This is a genomic window from Bacillus sp. P4_E1 (genome assembly GCF_056401715.1).
In genome coordinates, this window is record NZ_JBFUIV010000001.1 from 126,751 (window position 1) to 144,851 (window position 18,101).

An 18,101-nucleotide genomic window follows, 5' to 3' on the forward strand; every position below is an offset into this window, starting at 1 on the left:
TGATCTTTTAATACGAAAACGTTTGCATTAATGCTTAAAAAAATAGATTTTTTTTGCCTTAATATAGTTGTAAATACTAAAAGATCAGGGAAATCATTTTAAAGCAATCGTTTGTTATCGCTTTCATTTTATAGCACTTACTATTAAAAGGTCAATATATTATTAATTTTCTGTTTTTATATCCTTGAAATCTTATATATTTGTCGTAACTTATTGAAGATAGATGCCTGATTATTGCTTAGTAATTTTATTTTCACTAATACATTGCTACGTAAAAAATCAGCTAATATCCTTAAAATGACATTAGCTGATTTTCATAATGTATTAATATATGAATGAAAACTATATTTCTAACTTACTTAATTTTTGCTGCATCAAATGCTTTTTGCACTGCTTGAACTTCAGCTGTATTCGCACCATATTTATTAGTTGCCACTCGAATACATGCTGATTTCAATTCTTTGAAATTAGATGTCATGTTTAACTCATCTGTATTTGCATAATAGAAAATATCAAACATTTTATCTTCACCAATTCCTTTAACAGTTACTCCGTTATGAGTTCCACCTTTTGCAATGAGATACGCAACTTTATTAATAATACTTGAATTAAAATGAACACCACCTTGATCCCATCCATTAAAATCGTTAAATTCACTGTAATCATCTGGATACGGTACTCCAAGTGAAGATGGAACAGAAGCTGGGTTTTCCATATCACGGAAAACAGATCCAGTTTGTTCGCCCATTGTCCAGTTAAAGCTTCCATTATTTACGTATTTCTCAATAGATGTTCCCATAATATCAGATAGCGCCTCATTAATCGCACCAGATTCACCGTAATATTCAAGATTAGATTCGCTAGAAGTAACAGCATGTGTAAATTCATGTCCAGCTACGTCATATGCCTTGACAATAGGATCGCCATATACAAGCATACTTCCATTATTAGCACTTAATGCATTTTGCCAATTTTTCGGATCGTTCGTATCTTCAGAATCCCAAGCATGTACAACTGAAACTACCTTTTGTCCCTTATTATCAAAACTATTACGCTTATATTTATCTTTATAAAAATCAAATACCTTTGTTGCTAAGTAATGAGCACTTACTGCTTTTGGATCGTTAAATGTTGTTGAAGTGCTGGTTGCTAGTGTACCAGGATAATAGCTTTCTTCTTTAGTAATATCTCTGTAATTCACATCATATGTTTCAATTCCTTGCCCTCTTGTATAATCAGCAAGTGCATATTTGCCATTACTTTGTTTAGAAATACCAAATGAACGAGATATACCTAAATCATCTTTTCCTGTTCCAGTTAATGATGTAAGACTACTTTTTTTACTTTCCTTTAAAGCTCCAACTAGTTTTTCACTTGCTTTTAAGTTAGATTCTTGTACCATATTTTTTAACATATCACCATTTTGTGCATTTACTAAATAAGTTCCAGAAACATAGTTTGGTGTTGCCGCTTCAAATGTAACTTGATATGCATTGCTAGCTTGTCCATTATTTTCATCAACAAAAATAACTTCCTTAACTTCTGGCTCAGAAATAAACTTGATATCGTTCCCGTATTTCGTATAAATATATTGTTTCGCTTCATCTTTTGATAGATTAATAGGCTTTTTCAATTCTTCTTGTTTTAAATTTTGCGCGCTATCGCCTGAAACACTTTTAATAACACCGTTATTATCTACGTGTGCAGTTAATTGATGGCCATATACTTCTTTTCCTTCGTATGTTTGCTGCATACGCACAAGTGTTGTTCCATCATACGAACCACGTTTTTGAAGAACTTTATAATCTACTCCTGTTTCTCCATTGACTTGATTTGGAGAAAGAGCTTGTTCAGCTTTCTCCTTAAGAGCATCTTTTACTACATTCTCTGGTGTTTTTTGTGACGGTTGTGTAAGTTCACCTGAACGGAATGAGTCCTCCTGAATTTGAACTTGAAGTTGATCTGTTTCCTCTGCATGACCTATTCCGTATGGTGCCACAGCTGTTAAAGCTAATCCTGTTGTTAATGCTACTTTAGTTAATGTCTTTGTGTTTTTCATTTTTTCACCTCGTATAATTTTTGAAATAGAAAGCTTGTACAAAGTATACTGTCTATTTATGTCGAAAAAAAGAGAAAATACAAAATTTATGTAATATTATGCAAAATTACATATATGTGGTCGATAAAATAAAAAATGAGCCCTTTTAGGTGCTCATCCAATTGGTTAGTCGTTAATTATCTATATTCATTCTAATCAAAGTACACTTATATCTTATTAACAACATAAAAAACCACTCTTTACTATTTTAAGAATTGTAGTTAAATATTTTAGTGAGGTGAGGCAACGCATATACAAGTTAGATTTTTCAATATAATTTTGTTATTTATGTCTATAGCTGCATGGATTGTAACGTTTTGAGACTGCTGAAGTCTTATATGAGTTTCATCTTGTCAAAAATATCTTTCAAAGATAAATTTGTCTCCCCATTTAAATATAGAAAAGGACATATCTATTGCATGTTATTAACTTAAGGTATGTTCTTTTAAAGCATATTATAAATATACATAGTGAGAAATGAAACAATAATTATTTAAATGAAAAATCCCCTAAATCTTCAAAGCGATTCAGGGGATTTTTTACCGATGATTCTCTATATTTCCATACCGATCACAAACTTTTTTAGGTTAATGGTATGTCCAAGTTTAATAGTTTTTTGCACGAGAGCCATCTTTTTTATATTTATTTAATTATCCTACTAAGTTTTTTGTAAAATTCACCTTTTCTTTTTACATGATTAAACTGATTTGGATTAATATTAGCTTTTTGTGAGAGTGCTACAATCTCTTCTTTTGTAATTGAATCTTTAGTATTTATAGATGCTATATTTGTATATTTTCCATCTTCTGTTTTTGGGATTTCTAAAATCCCTTTATTTATAAGATCAACTACAGCCTTATGCTCTGAAGAATGTGTATCTACACCAGTAATTTTCCAATTATGCATAACTTTTGGCGTGTATACACCGTTCTTTACCTCTTTTAAATATGTAATAGCAAGGTTACGAATGGTTCCACCTGTTTCTCCGAATGCATTCTCTTGTTTAGATGACCAAGTTTGTTCAAATTTACGTCCCTCTAAAGCTCCCCCTTTTGCCTGAAGAGCCTCCATTCTATACGCATTCATTCCTAGCGTCATAACATCGCTCATTTTGATTGGTTTATTTGTACGAATAGAGCGTAAATTTGTAATTCTACTACCATATGGTTTTGTTAAGTCAATTTCGTATTTTACGCCTCCAAAGAAATCGTTCGTACTGTATTTAGACGCACGACGGTTTTTATCAAAGCTAACTGTTACATCTCCGGCACGAGATGAGTTAAAATATCCTGCTGCCCATTCCATATAGTCTTTTAAATCTTTTCCAGTTATCTTATATACTGTAATTTCTCCCAAAGCATATTGATAATTATAAGCAATATCTTTCTTCTTTATAGGACCTATATCCAAACGGGCATAATCATTATCAATTTGATGGGCTACTACATCCGCCTTGCTGTAATGGAGCATGACTTCATGAAAGAAATCTGATAAAGGTGTCTCTTGAATCTGCACACTTGGAATACCCTTTATTTCATTTTCAGGAACAAGGTTTCTACCCTTTAATTGAGCGACTACAACATTTGCATCTCCTCTCGCATACTCATGAAAAGGTGTAAGTGTTTCTTCAAGTGTAGAATCAGATAATACTGTAGTTCCATCAGCATTTTTTACAGGTATAGCGGTAGCTGTTTTATCTTTTAAAACAAGCTTCCCATCTTGCTTTGTAAAAGTAAGGTCAATACGTGAAATATGCGTTCCGTATTTATCTGGTTCTGTAATAATTACGCCATTTACAACTTCTTTTTTTACAAGTTTATGCATATGAGCCGCAAAAATAGCGCTTAGTTCCGGACAAGCATTCGCAATATCTTGAACACCAGTACCTGAGATTCCATTCTCATTTTCTAATCCCATATGCATAACCCCTACCATTACATCTACTTTATCTTCTAATTCTTTAATAGCCTTTTTTGTCTCTTCTACTGGATTTTTCACTACTAAACCATCCAAATGATCTGTCCCTTTTTCAAAATCACTAATCATTGGTGTATTCATACCAATAATCCCGACTTTAATTYCACCTTTTTCAACAATCGTATATGCAKGAAGAAAACGCTCTCCATTTTCCTTATAAATATTTCCTGCTAACGTCTTTCCCTTGTATTGCTCACTAACTTTTTTCAATGTATCTAATCCAAAGTTGAATTCATGATTTCCAAATGCCCAGGCGTCATATCCCATTGTATTCATTGCTACCATCATTGGCGATTGTGGCTTATCGTTGAATAATTCTACTGAGTTTCCTTGAATTGTATCCCCGGCATCTACTAATATGGTATTTGGATTTTCTTGACGTACCTTCTTTATAACCGTATAAAGCTGCGTCAAACTTCCACTCATATTTGCTCCATCAAGCGCATAATCCCAAGGCATAAATCTACCATGAATATCTGCAGTACCTAACAATGTAATATTAACATTAGATTCCTCAGCCTTAGAAATAGCTGGTTTGACTGTTACTGCTGTTACAAGAAGCATAAGAATAATAAAATAGCATACATAGTTCTTCCATTTCGTTTTTTGCATAATATCAATATTTCTCCCCTTTTTGTACTGTCATAAAGTTGCTTGAACTTTAAAAATGTAACTTATTATTCAGAGAAATTCAACTACAAAAGATAATTTTGGAGGTGGTTTTGCTGTGAAAATATAGAGAATAAAATGCATATATCCCCTAACAGAATAGTATTTTATCGTTTTCTAATAAAATACTTCTTCCTCCAACGTGTGAAGAGCGCTAAACCAACGGTAGATGTATATGTACTTTCAAAATTTTGGACATATAACTCATTTTCGGATTTTATTTCTAATTTTTTCCTTCTATATGAAAATGCTGAGATCACTTCCAAAAATAATAACCCCGCTCTTCATTTAAGACGGGGTTACACTTATACAGCAAATCGGATTCAGATTTTTTTCAAATGTTCGTTTCCTCTTCAGGAGTAAAATCTGCTAGTTTCGTATTTTTTTCTGCTTATTGGTTGCTTTCAACTAAATTCATCATAATTTTAATCAGGACTTGTATTTTATCACTCGAATCCTTGATGCTATCCCAAATCGCTCAATAAATAGACAATGATTTTACTTTTCAACTCCACAAAGCAATTTTATCTCTTTAATTTGTTCTATATGACGCTGTTCATGCAAATAGATCAGTTCTATCCACTGATCAAGAAGTAATTCTCCAAGAGCTGGATGCGTCACTGATTTTTTCGCTAATATAGATTCATCTTCTATTGTACTCAGGAAACGCATCAATTCTTTTCTAGAGTCGTTTAACAAATCAACCATTTGCTGTACTTCAAATGGTTMTATACTTGGTTCAATCATTTCTGGGGCTATAAATTTTATMGATCTATCTAATAAAATAGTGTGAATTTCTTTACGCTCATTTAAGATACTATCCACCTTTTTTAATCCCGATGAAATAACTGTTATAACTCTCTCATCTAATAAAACTAAGTGATGACAAACTTGTGCTATACTCCATTTATCCTTATCTGGTTTCCTATTAAATTGAGCATCACTTAACAAAGTAATTTCCTCAAATAATTGATTTCTAGTTTCATAAAACTTGTCATTTACAAATGTATTCATGTGAATTCTCCTTTCGCTAGAACCTACAGACTTAAATTCCTACGCTAGAAATATTCTCTATGGAAAAAAGATTTTCCTTCACTATTATTCCAATCCAATCTTTTCTTTCTTTAGTAGGTTCTCTAATTCATGCTGAAATGTATGAGTTCTCTCAACATCCTTGAAGATTTCCTTGAGGTTATTATGTGCTACAGCTACATCATAATACTTTCCACGGAATCCTTTCAATATAACTACATAAAACGTTCCTAATTATCAATCTAGCATTAAATATATGTAAAAAATCACTCTATTCATTCATTTTTAATGCTTATGTATGTACATTTGTTAATTTATTAGTTATATTATGGGTATTGAATGATTACGAAAAGTTAATAAATCGCTTGTATAAACACCTTATATTTTTATATCCGTGAAAACTACAAAATGTATAAAATTCCATTTGTCAAATGAATTTAATGCGGAAGGAGGTTTGTGGTTACTTCATCGGGATATAATAATCAGTTTTGAACTGATAAAAATATAGGAGGCGACATAATGTTTCGTACGATTTCAAATTTCATGAGAGTAGCTGAGATAAGAAACAAAATTCTTTTTACACTAGCGATGCTAATTGTTTTTCGAATTGGCACGTTTATTCCAGTTCCTCATACTAACGCAGAGGTATTAAAAGTACAAGATCAAGCCAACGTTTTAGGTATGCTAAACGTATTTGGCGGAGGAGCACTGCAACACTTCTCAATCTTTGCTGTAGGTATCACACCATATATTACAGCTTCTATCATTGTACAATTACTACAAATGGACGTTGTACCTAAATTTACAGAATGGGCAAAGCAAGGAGAAATGGGCCGTAAGAAATCAGCTCAATTTACTCGCTACTTTACAATCATTCTCGCATTCATACAATCCATTGGGATGTCTTATGGTTTTAATAATATAGCAGGTGGACAATTAATTACAGATCAAAGCTGGACTACATACTTATTTATTGCGACAGTTTTAACTGCTGGTACTGCATTTTTACTTTGGTTAGGTGAACAAATTACCGCTAATGGCGTTGGTAATGGAATCTCAATGATTATCTTCGCAGGACTTGTTGCGGCGATCCCGAATGTCGCTAATCAAATTTATTTGCAACAATTCCAAAACGCAGGCGATCAGTTATTTATGCACATAATAAAAATGGTTTTAATTGGACTCGTAATTTTAGCGATAGTTGTTGGTGTTATTTACATTCAACAAGCTGTTCGAAAAATACCGATTCAATATGCAAAAGCTGTTTCAGGAAACAATCAATATCAAGGAGCAAAAAATACTCATTTACCTCTTAAAGTAAATAGTGCAGGTGTAATTCCTGTTATCTTTGCTTCAGCCTTTTTAATGACGCCGCGTACAATTGCGCAGCTCTTCCCTGACTCGAGCGTATCTAAATGGCTAATTGCGAATCTTGATTTTGCACATCCGTTTGGAATGGCGCTTTATGTTGGTCTTATCGTTGCTTTCACATACTTCTATGCATTTATTCAAGTAAACCCTGAACAAATGGCTGAGAATTTGAAAAAGCAAAACGGATATGTCCCGGGTATTCGCCCAGGTAAATCTACAGAACAGTATGTAACAAAAATTTTATACCGTTTAACATTTATCGGTGCGATTTTCTTAGGAGCAATTTCAATATTACCGCTCGTATTCACGAAAATCGCAACATTACCACCATCTGCTCAAATCGGTGGTACGAGTTTACTAATCATCGTAGGTGTTGMATTAGAAACGATGAAGACGTTAGAAAGTCAACTTGTGAAGCGTCATTATAAAGGTTTTATAAAAAAAGTGAATTAATTACAAAAACACACTAGAAGTCACAATAGCGGCCTAGTGTGTTTTTATTATAAAAACTTATAATAACGGAGGTTTTGTCTTATGAGTCAAAGAATGTCTTATTATGATATTTCGCCTGATGGTATGAAAATTATGATGGATATGGAGAAATACACGAAGAAATCTTCAATTAATCGAGCTGTTAGAGAGCTTATAAAAATTAGAGTCTCTCAAATTAATGGCTGTGCTTATTGTATCGATATGCATACTTCTGACGCCCGAAAATTGGGTGAAACTGAGCAAAGAATTTATTGCTTAAATGCTTGGGATGATTGTGATTTTTATACTCCTGAAGAAAAAGTTGCTTTGGAACTATCGGAGCATATTACTCTCATTCCTACTAAAAGAGTTCCTGAAAATCTATATAACCGAGTACGTGAACACTTTGACGAAAAACAATATGTTGACCTTGTGTTAATCATTAATCAAATAAACAATTGGAATCGAATTTCTATCGCGATGGGCAATACCGTAATAAAAAAATAACACTTATCCACCAAACAATATTCGACCGATTTAGTTAAGTGTAAAATAAAATACACCCTATATAAAAACACAGTTGGTTATTTCTCCAACTGTGTTTTTGATTCTACTATCCCTAATCTATATTCTAATGTGTTAATCACTTTCTCTAAATTAACTATTTTTCCTTCTAAAGTTTGAATACGTTTTTCGCTGTTTTCTACATCATTAAACTTTAACTACATCTCTTTTTTTAACAACCTTCCTTGCTTAAAATAAACTCCAAGTGTAGAACGATTCGCTAAAAATACACCAATCAAGATTAAACAAGCTCCAATTCCCATTGCAGGATTTAATGGTTCTCCTAATACAAAATAACCTACAATAACAGCGATTAATGGAGATACATACAACCATGTTGATGGAAATATTGGATTTGTTTTTGATAAGAGCCAATAATATAAACCGTGCCCACCGATTGATCCTACAAATATGAGATATAAAATTGGCCATTGTACATTCCAAGATGTTAAGACTGTTAGATTAGGCTGTTCCATTATAATAGATACAATTAATAACAAGATTCCCCCATAAAACATTTGAATACCGTTAATCAGAAAAGGTGATACGTCAGGCGAATTTGAAAGTATTTCTTTTGAATAAATAGAACCTATTCCGTAAAATAGTTGCCCAACTATTATGACAAGGCATGCAATACTCCATATGAAAGTAAGTTCTTGATGCATGCCAGGTAAAGATATAAATAAAACTCCTGTAAGTGCTATGAATAAAGCCAAAAACTGTTCTCGTTGTAATTTTGTTTTATTTTTCTTTGATTGTAGCAATAAAATCATCATTGGGGCTGTTGCAGAAAGCACTGCTGCTAATCCAGAAGAAATATGCTGTTCTGCCCAATATAACGTTGCGAATGTCATAAATGTTAAACAAAAGCCAGCGCCCATAATACGCTTTGATAATAAATAAGGCATAACACGCTTTTTCTTTAACTTAAAAATAGTAATGAGAATAAGACCGGCCAAAAAGAAGCGAATTCCAGCTGAAAATAACGGCGGTGCACCTGCCTCAATTCCGATTTTTATCGTTAAAAATGTTGTTCCAAAGATGATACATACTAAAATATAATTTAAAATGACCATTTTCCTTCCTCCTTTTTACTCTTGAAATGAGTATAGAGGATATGGTGTATAACAGTGTATCCGAGCATATAACAGTTGAATGAAAATATAGTTGATTGTCAGACTATTTTTCGCTTTAATTAAATTAAAAAGAAAAACAGGTGATTCTATGAAGATAGTACTACGTAAAGAATCCAACATACCATATTACCAACAAATATATATGCAAATTGTTGAGAGAATTCAAAGCGGGATGCTTTCGCATGGCGATTACCTCCCTTCTTTACGTGCTATGGCCGATGATTTGCAAATTAGTTTATTAACTGTTCGTAAAGCTTATAAACAGTTAGAAACGAAAGGTTATATACGAATTGAACAAGGAAAAGGTGCCTATATACATAAACGTGTGAACAAAGATTTCAAACCAATTCCATATCAATGGCAACAAACGAAATCCATTAATGTTATGCGTTCTCAATATGTAATGAACCAACATCGTAAATATTTTGATTTTTCACAGGCTGTCCTTTATCCACGTTTATTACCAAATCCGTTTCTTTCAGATGAAATGCACAAATTACTTAATAAGGATCAAATGATACTGGCAACATATGGACCTGTTCAAGGTGACAAAGAACTTAGAGTGGAAATAACAAACTACTTAAAAGAACACCAACAAGTAGTTACAGATCCATCTCAATTATTAATTACAAGTGGTGCCCAGCAAGGAATTGATTTAATCGCCCAAACATTATTAAAACCTGGAGACATAGTGTTAGTAGAAAGTCCGTGTTACGGAGCGGCGCTTGATGTATTTGTTAATAAAGGAGTTCAAATTATCCCTGTTAGTCTTGATAACAACGGCATTCGCTCAGATTTAATCGATGATATTTGTCAAAGAAAGAATCCTGTTTTGTTATATGTGAATCCTACTTTTCAGAATCCAACGGGCACAGTAATGAGTAAAGAAAGAAGAATGGAACTTGTAGAACTAGCAGAGCTTTATCAATTTTTCATTTTAGAGGATGATTCTTTCGGAGAGATATATTTTGAGGATTTTAAAATTCCCCCTCCAATAAAAAGCTTTGATACAAATGGTCATGTTATATATTTAAAAGGATTTAGTAAAACGTTAGCACCAGGTCTTCGCATCGCGGCACTTGCAGCTGAAGGTCCTATCTTTGAATGGTTATACGCCGTTAAGGCTTCGATGGATATTGGTAGTCCCTTATTGACACAAAAAGCACTACTTCCTTTTTTACGCGCGGAACGAATGAAAAATCATTTAGAAAAATTACGGACTGCTTTACAAATTAGACGCGATTTAACAATTGATATATTATCTCCATTAAAAGAATTAGAATTTGAAATACCTAATGGAGGATTTAACTTATGGGTTACACTCCCTCAGTCAATCGATCCTTTTACATTATTACAAAAAGCGAATGAAGTAGATGTTTCTTTTTTACCCGGCACAGCTTGTCTGATAAACCATGAAAATCAATATAATCATTTGCGAATTAGTTATTCAATGTTAAATGAAAAAGATATGTTGATTGGATTAGAAAGATTACATGATACAATTGCCAAGTTTAAATCAATGATTTAAACTCTAAAACAACAACTAACCTCTTATTCACACAATAAAAAACCAACACTTTAAAATTTTATTAAAAGTCAAGATATAAGCTGAACCTATTATTAATAGTGAATTCTTATCTAATGTCATACATTTTATATGTATAAAAATTAAAAGGATAGAAGAGCTTGAATAAATTCGCCCTATCTATCCTCTTTTTAAACACAAATGACTAATCATAGCGGACTTCGCTGTCACCAGAACCTGTATTGCTCTATTGCTATGCTCAAACTTCTTTTTATTACTACTTGTTCAATAAGAGGTGTTTTCTTCCTGCATGAAATTTATTTTATAGGGGATTCATTATACTTATTAAAACAACAACATGATATAGACAAAACCAAAGAATAAACATAATGGACTATAGAACCAAGTGTCATATCTAGCAAACTGAGAATGTTTAATTTTTTTGAAAAATCCAACAAACTTAAAATCACCAATTGCTCTAACAATGAAAACTAAAGCACAGACAATACTTCCGATTTTAGATAAACTATTTGCTTCGAACCCCTGTAAATAACCTACTTGAACAACAATAATGACACTAGCTAATAGAATAAGAATGGCTACGAATAATGTTCCCCATATTCTCGGAGTAAAAGCAGGCTTATGTTCTCCCTCTTTTACTGGGATAACAGCAGCAGAACCCCATCGACCTCCAAAAGCCCAATAAATATGCAAAAAACTGATAAACCACAGAAGCCCCACAGCTACTACTATTAATAGTAATTTCATTTATTCGCCCCCAATTTCGTAACTTCAAAGATAACATACACTACCGTATGTTATAGTGAAAGTATTGTCCCTTCAGGTTTTATAACCATATTAGGGACATTTATTATCGAATAATCAATTATGCCTCAGCATAATTCCGTGACATCCGCCGGAGGCTTCCACTTCTTTCAGTGGATGTTTGGACACCCGCTGAAAGAAGTTAAAAGCTCAACCATTTTATCAATATCAAAATTAAGATTTGCTTCAAACCTTGTCATCCATCCTACATACGTTAAATAGGCAAGTCTCGCTCGATCAATTGATTCAGTTTCGTCTACGCCCATTTTTTGATACAATTTTGCAACACAAGAAATTCTTTGTTCTTCTATATCTACTAAACGTGTTGCCACAACAGGATCGTATTTAGCCCAAGCATAAATACCATTCTCAATTTTTTTATCTCGATTAAAACTAATCTGTAATAGCTGTTCTAAAGAGGCATCCTGTTGCTCCATACTTTGAACAATCAGCTTTGTTGCATGCACTTCCCAAAAGTCGAGCATAGAATCTAAAAGCTCTTGATGGTCACGAAAATAGTGATAGAAGCTTCCTTTGCTTATTTTTAGCAATCGAGCAAGTGCTTCAATGCGAACTTTATGTATACCTTCATTAGCTAATTGTTGTAATCCTACTTTTATCCAGTCTTCCCTCGTTAATTGCATATTATCTCTCCAATAAAATACGGTAGCGTATGTTTTACGTTAGATTACTACTATTCTCATTTTTTGTCAATTATTCATTCTGTTTATTTTTATGAACTTTAATGTTGTTAATCGTAATATTGATCGTCATCACCCTTGATAAAATACAAGCACATACTAAATCAAATAGATTTTCTGTTTTGCCCAGTAAAATATCTTCCTCTGCAAATTTCAAGAAAATTTGGATGGTCCACAGCCTAAAACCCTTGAATAAGCAGTTAGACCACTAAATTTTCCTGTATATTATTTTAAGTCATATTAGATTCACATGTATAAGGGATATATCAATGATTTTGTTGGTCAAGTATACAAACAATATAACATTCACGTAATAGAATATACTATATTACACGAAAGGAGATAGCGATATTTGGAATTAAAAAAATTTATTGATCCCCTTCCGATTCCCTCTGCAATAAAACCTATAGGAACATATAAAGGTAAGCCGTTTTATGATGTACGTATGATTGAAACGCTACACAAGTTTCATAGTGATTTACCAAAGACGAAAGTATGGGGTTATAATGGAATGGTACCTGGTCCAACGTTTGAGGTAAAAAAAGATCATCCTGTATATGTGAGATGGTCAAACGATTTACCTGAAAAACACTTCTTACCTGTTGATACAACTGTTCACGGGGCGCATGATAACCCAGAAGTACGAACTGTTGTACATTTACATGGAAGCCCAAGTGAACCAGATAGCGATGGTCATCCTGAAGCATGGTTTACGAAAAACTTTCAACAAACAGGACCTAGTTTCGTAAAAGAGATTTATCATTATACGAATCGAGAACGAGCAACCACCCTTTGGTATCATGATCATGCACTTGGGATTACTCGTTTAAATGTATATGCGGGTCTTGCAGGACTTTACTTGATTCGTGATAAAGAAGAAAAATCACTACCTCTTCCTAAGGGGAAATACGAAATACCTCTTATCGTTCAAGATAAATCCTTTAATCCGGATGGTTCCCTATTTTATCCTGCTCAACCAGAAGACCCACCACCAGGTTTACCATACCCTTCTATTGTTCCTCTATTTTTAGGAAATACAATTGCAGTTAACGGGAAAGTATGGCCATTTTTAAAAGTTGAGCCCCGCAAATATAGATTTCGTTTATTAAACGCTTCTAATACTCGCACATACAAGTTCCAATTAAGTGACCTTAGCTCATTCTTTTTAATAGGCACTGATGGAGGCCTTCTTAAACGGCCGATTAAAGTACAAAGTTTAGATGTTTCACCAGCAGAGCGTATTGACATTATTATTGATTTTTCAAGGTTTGAAGGAAAAAAAGTAGTTTTACAAAATGGAATTGATTTAGATAATCCAACTGGTGAGATAATGGAGTTCCAAGTAACGAAACCATTATCCTGCCCAGATAAAAGTAAAATCCCATGCAAATTAAGTAACATTGACTTTATTCCCGTAGAAAAAGTAAAGAAAGTAAGACGATTAACATTAAATGACTCAGAGGATGAATTTGGACGTCTCATGCTTTTATTAGATAATAAAGAATGGGACGATCCAGTGACAGAAACACCTTTATTAAATTCTGTTGAAATATGGGAGTTAGTAAATTTGACCGTTGGGATTCATCCTATTCATATACATCTAGTTAATTTTCAAGTTCTTGATCGTCATGATTTGAATGGAAACTTATTAAATCCTCTCCCAGCTGATTTCGGATTAAAAGATACCGTTCTAGTAGCAGGTGAACAAACCGTCCGAATCATAATGAAGTTTGAGCCCTATTCTGGAGATTATGTATGGCACTGTCATCGTTTAGAGCATGAAGACCATGATATGATGAGACCGTTAAAAATCATACCTTCCAGTCTTAATAAACACAAAAGATAACACGAAAGTCCCTTCAGAATTACTGAAGGGACTTTTACATATTTGCAAAAAGTACCTTTATGTATAAGCACTTTTCAGTCTAAAACTATTTTTTCAGATTGCATTGCTCTAGAAGCTTTTCTAGCATTTCCAAAGTAACTGGTTGTGCCTTAGTAGTTAGTTGATACCCAATCCGTCCATTCGTTTCTACAGTTGCTTGTTGTAAATTCTTGATTTCATGTATACCTTTTTCTCTCAGATGCATAAATAATTGTTGTTCTGACATTTTCGCGCGTAATAAATTCTTTTTTAAGATTTCTCCGTTTTCTATAACAATAATGCTATTTCCATTTAGAAACTTTTCTACTTTTCGTGATTTCAATTCAAAAAAATGAATAATAAGTAAAACACCCGCAAAAATAAACGCAGCAAAAATAGATGGGCCTACTTTCCTACTTAATATAGGTTCTACAATAATACGTCCTATAGAAACCACAATAATAATTTCAGCTCTCGTCATTTGGCTAACAGATTTACTACCTGTCAATTTTAAAACAATAATTCCAGTGAGGATTAAAATAATGCTTTCAAAAAGTATATTCATTACAGCCCAATCCTTTAATAGTGAATGTTACTAGTATTCCCATTAAAGGATTTTTATGATATTTTAAAGTATCCATGCTCTTTACGTGCCTTATTCTTTGAGGCACCTCTCTCCCAGCTAGTACTGGTAAAGCATCAATTTTCTTCATTGCTTCTACTTGTGATTCGTTACGAATCATTGCATACACAGTATGACCTTCTGAAAACATTCCAAAGTCATTACAAGAAGATATTAAGACCGATGTCGTCATTGACTTAGATACGGACTATATTTATATCCCTAATAGATAACAATAACCCAGTAAACTAAAATGGTTTAATGTAACTTACGATTCAGACAAGAATTTAATAAAATAAGTAATTGCCCAAATAGAAGTCGCGAATTGAGTGACAAAATACATTGTCCATTCGAAAGAAGTCAGTTTTCTCTCTCGTTTAATCTTCTTTAAGTATCTGTAAAATATTAATGTACTCAAAAACATAAGTAATAAAGAGAATTGTTGTAAATCATCGACTATACGTACCGCCATAGACTCCATCACCCTCCTATACAAAATATAGACTATACTTTAAGGATATCATTTTTTTGGTAATGATTCCCTATATATTTAATGAAGTTAAAAAATGTTTTATGCGATATATGTGTAAAGATAATAAAGTTGTTTAATTTTGTTCTTAGAAATACATTAATCGCCTACTCATAAATTTGATGGGCGATTATTATTTTTGTTTAATAATTGCTTTATTTCAATCACGACATTAATAATAGGTTTTGGTCTAAATGATTCTTGCAAGGAATCTCCTAATCTTGGACTTACTGATTTGGAAAAATAAAATTATTATGATCGTCTCAATTACCATTATTTTGGAGAACAATGTGCTATTATATATTCGTAATCAATGAAATAATAAGAAAGAAGGGGTTGTTGTGGAAACAAAGATTATAGAAACAGAGAAGAAAATTGATTCGAAATCCCTTTTGGCTTTGGGCTTATTAATTATTTCCGGGATTGTATATCAACTTTTCGCAGTGTTAGGAGATAATATACCTGAAGTATTGGGGATGATTCTTGAAGCTTTATGGAATCTTGTATTATGTGGAATTATAGGCTACTATTTTTTAGGAAAAATATCATTAGAACAATTTAAACATTTTAATATTAAGACATTACTTTGGGGTTTGCCTTTAACAATTATCGTCGGTATGGCTTCCAACTTAATATTCAGTTACATTTTTGAACCTGCAACCAAAAATTCCGTTGCTGAAGTAATAAGTATTTCTATGATTTTATTCCGTGTACCCTTTATGTTAATGGGTGAAGAGTTGATTTGCACTAATATAATTATCGCATTACAAAAATTAGGATTAAAATTTGGCACGGCATCATTAATATGTAGTTTGTTGTTCGCTTTGTGGCATATTCCAGCTTATGGTTTTGTGCCAATGCAGTTATTAATAACTATAATCCCAATTAGATTAGCACTAAATTATATATGGAAAAATTCAAAAAGTATTTGGGTCAGTTGGATTTGTCACTTTATTTTTGACTGTATTTCATTTGTACCAATGCTTTTTAAATAACCATTTTATTTTTAAAAGGACTTTATTATTTGCGTATTGTATAAAGAACAAGAGCACTCAGCTATTGAGTGCTCTAAAAACATTAATTTTGATTCAAAACATTCTCCTCAAAATATCCCCCCCAATCTGGGCGTCTTCCATCCATATCTGTAAATCCATACTCTCTTCCTAATTCCCATGAACTTAACGCTCGTCCCGTTTTTTCATGAACATTTGGATCACTTGCTAAAGCTGCTACTGCTCTTCCAACAAAGAAAGGAGTTTCTGATGCGATAAAATGAGGGTCTTGTTTAGCTCCTTCTCGCCAATTCTCCTCTGTTACACCAAATATATCTAGCATCACTTCTGAACGAAGGAATCCTGGACTAACTGCGACAGCTGTAATATTGTGTTGTTCTAAATCTTTCGCAATAGCTTCTGCTAAATGAATTGTTGAGACTTTTGCTAAACTATAGTACAAATTACCTCGATATTGATAATCGACTCCATCTGTAATTTCAATAACAAGTCCCATTTTATTTTTCACCATTAATGGTACACCGTAATGGCTTGTCATTATATGAGAATGAACAGCTCTTTGTTGCATAAGTAGTCCGTTATGTAGATTGTGTTCCCAGAAAGGTTTCTCCCATTCCGTTAAAGGATCGCCGCCCCAAACATCGTTTACTAAAATATCAAGCTGTCCATTTTGTTCGTCTTGAATCTTTGTAAATAATGCTTTAATATCTTCTTCTACCGTATGATCAACACGAACTGCGATTCCTTTTCCGCCTTGCTTTGTAACAAGCTCTGCCGTTTCTTCAATCGTTTCAGTTCTTCCCATACAGGATAAATTCCCTTTTGTACTTCTTCCTGTTACATATACAGTTGCACCAGCTTCACCAAGCATCATCGCAATACCTCTTCCGGCGCCTCGTGTTGCTCCGGCCACAACTGCTACTTTACCTTGTAATGGTTTCATGTGATTCTCCTTACTCTTTATAATCAAGTATAATTATTTTCGGTACCCCGTTCTGATTTTAAGAAGGGGTTAAAATAATATTAATTAAATTTGATTAGCATTGCACCCTATGCTTCGTTGTGCAGCAGCGAAGTTCATGCTTTTCTGTTCGAAATCAGCACATCTAAATAGTGCTGATTGTACATAACGCCTAATATGTTTCCGAAGGGATCAACTACGGAAGCCGTGATGAATCCCACGCCGCGCTCTGTAGGTGCCTCATATTCTTTTGCTCCCATAGACAGTAGCTTATTGAAAGTTGCTGTTACATCATCAACATGCCAGTACACTATAGAGCCAGATGGGCCGGTCACTGAATCAGCTGGCGCATAACGGCTATCGATTAAACCTAGCTCGTGTTGGTAGTCGCCAATGCGAAATTCGGCATATCCTGGACGTTCAAAGTATGGTTCACTTCCTAATATGTCAGCGTACCATTTCTTTGCGGCTGCTAGATTATCTGTCCAAAAACTAACTGTGGTTAGCCCTCGTAATGTCTGTGTATTGCTCATAATCGATCTCCTCCATAATGTTGAGTAATATTTCCACATACTAAAACGAAATAACATCTTCTGAATTACCTTTAATTCACATATAAATAACCCATTCTCTTATCCACATTCAAGAAAATGCCCTTTTAATGGAAGATCATGAACGTAACGATTTTTTTGTAATTAAACAATAATATTGTGAATCAATAAGAGCAATACATACAAACAAGG

At 33.3% G+C, this 18,101-nt stretch carries 17 protein-coding genes; 5 read left to right on the forward strand and 12 right to left on the reverse strand.

The window, feature by feature from the left end:
* Positions 1 to 355: 355 nt before the first annotated feature.
* The 4 genes from AC1DS7_RS00625 to AC1DS7_RS00640 form a co-directional block, all read right to left on the reverse strand.
* On the reverse strand, positions 356 to 2,059 hold the full coding sequence (locus AC1DS7_RS00625; protein WP_002127556.1) for a M4 family metallopeptidase: 1,704 nt from the start codon (positions 2,057 to 2,059) through the stop codon (positions 356 to 358).
* Between the two features lie 681 nt (positions 2,060 to 2,740).
* Positions 2,741 to 4,687, reverse strand: a complete 1,947-nt coding sequence (locus AC1DS7_RS00630) for a bifunctional metallophosphatase/5'-nucleotidase (protein WP_476998677.1) — start codon at positions 4,685 to 4,687, stop codon at positions 2,741 to 2,743.
* 555 nt (positions 4,688 to 5,242) lie between these two features.
* Positions 5,243 to 5,758 carry a DinB family protein gene (locus AC1DS7_RS00635; protein WP_476998678.1) on the reverse strand — a complete coding sequence of 172 codons (516 nt, stop codon included), beginning with the start codon at positions 5,756 to 5,758 and terminating at the stop codon, positions 5,243 to 5,245.
* Between the two features lie 84 nt (positions 5,759 to 5,842).
* Positions 5,843 to 5,986, reverse strand: a complete 144-nt coding sequence (locus tag AC1DS7_RS00640) for a hypothetical protein (protein WP_171904064.1) — start codon at positions 5,984 to 5,986, stop codon at positions 5,843 to 5,845.
* 309 nt (positions 5,987 to 6,295) lie between these two features.
* Here AC1DS7_RS00640 and secY point away from each other — a divergent pair, with 309 nt between their 5' ends.
* Both secY and AC1DS7_RS00650 read left to right on the forward strand, forming a co-directional pair.
* Positions 6,296 to 7,600 carry a preprotein translocase subunit SecY gene (secY, locus tag AC1DS7_RS00645; protein ID WP_476998679.1) on the forward strand — a complete coding sequence of 435 codons (1,305 nt, stop codon included), beginning with the start codon at positions 6,296 to 6,298 and terminating at the stop codon, positions 7,598 to 7,600.
* An 81-nt stretch (positions 7,601 to 7,681) separates the two neighbouring features.
* Complete coding sequence (locus AC1DS7_RS00650) at positions 7,682 to 8,125, forward strand: carboxymuconolactone decarboxylase family protein (RefSeq protein ID WP_002189701.1); 444 nt, start codon at positions 7,682 to 7,684, stop codon at positions 8,123 to 8,125.
* Between the two features lie 215 nt (positions 8,126 to 8,340).
* On the opposite strand, the gene AC1DS7_RS00655 is transcribed toward AC1DS7_RS00650, so the two are convergent.
* Positions 8,341 to 9,258 (reverse strand): DMT family transporter, encoded by a 918-nt coding sequence (locus AC1DS7_RS00655; RefSeq protein WP_088039439.1) that lies wholly within the window; start codon positions 9,256 to 9,258, stop codon positions 8,341 to 8,343.
* Positions 9,259 to 9,406: 148 nt separating this feature from the next.
* Here AC1DS7_RS00655 and pdxR point away from each other — a divergent pair, with 148 nt between their 5' ends.
* Positions 9,407 to 10,846 (forward strand): MocR-like pyridoxine biosynthesis transcription factor PdxR, encoded by a 1,440-nt coding sequence (pdxR, locus tag AC1DS7_RS00660; RefSeq protein WP_002141887.1) that lies wholly within the window; start codon positions 9,407 to 9,409, stop codon positions 10,844 to 10,846.
* Between the two features lie 342 nt (positions 10,847 to 11,188).
* Here pdxR and AC1DS7_RS00665 read toward each other — a convergent pair whose 3' ends face one another.
* Positions 11,189 to 11,611 (reverse strand): DUF3995 domain-containing protein, encoded by a 423-nt coding sequence (locus AC1DS7_RS00665; RefSeq protein WP_002136501.1) that lies wholly within the window; start codon positions 11,609 to 11,611, stop codon positions 11,189 to 11,191.
* Between the two features lie 167 nt (positions 11,612 to 11,778).
* Positions 11,779 to 12,312: a TetR/AcrR family transcriptional regulator gene (locus AC1DS7_RS00670; RefSeq protein ID WP_002013313.1), complete on the reverse strand. Its 534-nt coding sequence runs from the start codon at positions 12,310 to 12,312 to the stop codon at positions 11,779 to 11,781.
* Positions 12,313 to 12,721: 409 nt separating this feature from the next.
* On the opposite strand from AC1DS7_RS00670, the gene AC1DS7_RS00675 reads away from it, so the two are divergent.
* Entirely contained in the window at positions 12,722 to 14,215 is a 1,494-nt protein-coding gene (locus AC1DS7_RS00675) for a multicopper oxidase family protein (protein WP_476998680.1), read from the forward strand.
* Between the two features lie 85 nt (positions 14,216 to 14,300).
* Here AC1DS7_RS00675 and AC1DS7_RS00680 read toward each other — a convergent pair whose 3' ends face one another.
* The 3 genes from AC1DS7_RS00680 to AC1DS7_RS00690 all read right to left on the reverse strand — a co-directional run bounded on the left by AC1DS7_RS00680 (position 14,301) and on the right by AC1DS7_RS00690 (position 15,327).
* The gene (locus AC1DS7_RS00680; protein WP_002085380.1) at positions 14,301 to 14,798 is read right to left on the reverse strand and encodes a DUF421 domain-containing protein; all 498 of its coding nucleotides are present in this window, start codon (positions 14,796 to 14,798) and stop codon (positions 14,301 to 14,303) included.
* Positions 14,782 to 15,048 carry a hypothetical protein gene (locus AC1DS7_RS00685; RefSeq protein WP_476998681.1) on the reverse strand — a complete coding sequence of 89 codons (267 nt, stop codon included), beginning with the start codon at positions 15,046 to 15,048 and terminating at the stop codon, positions 14,782 to 14,784. Before AC1DS7_RS00685 ends, AC1DS7_RS00680 begins: the two co-directional genes overlap by 17 nt.
* A 75-nt stretch (positions 15,049 to 15,123) precedes the next feature.
* The gene (locus AC1DS7_RS00690; protein WP_000290880.1) at positions 15,124 to 15,327 is read right to left on the reverse strand and encodes a hypothetical protein; all 204 of its coding nucleotides are present in this window, start codon (positions 15,325 to 15,327) and stop codon (positions 15,124 to 15,126) included.
* A 398-nt stretch (positions 15,328 to 15,725) separates the two neighbouring features.
* On the opposite strand from AC1DS7_RS00690, the gene AC1DS7_RS00695 reads away from it, so the two are divergent.
* Positions 15,726 to 16,379, forward strand: coding sequence for a CPBP family intramembrane glutamic endopeptidase (locus AC1DS7_RS00695; RefSeq protein ID WP_002013319.1), 654 nt, complete (start codon positions 15,726 to 15,728; stop codon positions 16,377 to 16,379).
* Positions 16,380 to 16,461: 82 nt separating this feature from the next.
* Here AC1DS7_RS00695 and AC1DS7_RS00700 read toward each other — a convergent pair whose 3' ends face one another.
* Both AC1DS7_RS00700 and AC1DS7_RS00705 read right to left on the reverse strand, forming a co-directional pair.
* Complete coding sequence (locus tag AC1DS7_RS00700; RefSeq protein ID WP_476998682.1) at positions 16,462 to 17,340, reverse strand: SDR family oxidoreductase; 879 nt, start codon at positions 17,338 to 17,340, stop codon at positions 16,462 to 16,464.
* Between the two features lie 134 nt (positions 17,341 to 17,474).
* Positions 17,475 to 17,891 (reverse strand): VOC family protein, encoded by a 417-nt coding sequence (locus AC1DS7_RS00705; RefSeq protein ID WP_002141876.1) that lies wholly within the window; start codon positions 17,889 to 17,891, stop codon positions 17,475 to 17,477.
* Between the last annotated feature and the right edge of the window lie 210 nt (positions 17,892 to 18,101).

What these genes read in the sequence shown, in the direction of transcription:
- AC1DS7_RS00625 (WP_002127556.1), bottom strand. Translation starts at nt 2,059, where the DNA reads ATGAAAAACACAAAGACATTAACTAAAGTAGCATTAACAACAGGATTA.
- AC1DS7_RS00650 (WP_002189701.1), top strand. Translation starts at nt 7,682, where the DNA reads ATGAGTCAAAGAATGTCTTATTATGATATTTCGCCTGATGGTATGAAA.
- pdxR (WP_002141887.1), top strand. Translation starts at nt 9,407, where the DNA reads ATGAAGATAGTACTACGTAAAGAATCCAACATACCATATTACCAACAA.
- AC1DS7_RS00690 (WP_000290880.1), bottom strand. Translation starts at nt 15,327, where the DNA reads ATGGCGGTACGTATAGTCGATGATTTACAACAATTCTCTTTATTACTT.
- AC1DS7_RS00685 (WP_476998681.1), bottom strand. Translation starts at nt 15,048, where the DNA reads ATGACGACATCGGTCTTAATATCTTCTTGTAATGACTTTGGAATGTTT.
- AC1DS7_RS00655 (WP_088039439.1), bottom strand. Translation starts at nt 9,258, where the DNA reads ATGGTCATTTTAAATTATATTTTAGTATGTATCATCTTTGGAACAACA.
- AC1DS7_RS00700 (WP_476998682.1), bottom strand. Translation starts at nt 17,340, where the DNA reads ATGAAACCATTACAAGGTAAAGTAGCAGTTGTGGCCGGAGCAACACGA.
- AC1DS7_RS00705 (WP_002141876.1), bottom strand. Translation starts at nt 17,891, where the DNA reads ATGAGCAATACACAGACATTACGAGGGCTAACCACAGTTAGTTTTTGG.
- AC1DS7_RS00680 (WP_002085380.1), bottom strand. Translation starts at nt 14,798, where the DNA reads ATGAATATACTTTTTGAAAGCATTATTTTAATCCTCACTGGAATTATT.
- AC1DS7_RS00670 (WP_002013313.1), bottom strand. Translation starts at nt 12,312, where the DNA reads ATGCAATTAACGAGGGAAGACTGGATAAAAGTAGGATTACAACAATTA.
- AC1DS7_RS00665 (WP_002136501.1), bottom strand. Translation starts at nt 11,611, where the DNA reads ATGAAATTACTATTAATAGTAGTAGCTGTGGGGCTTCTGTGGTTTATC.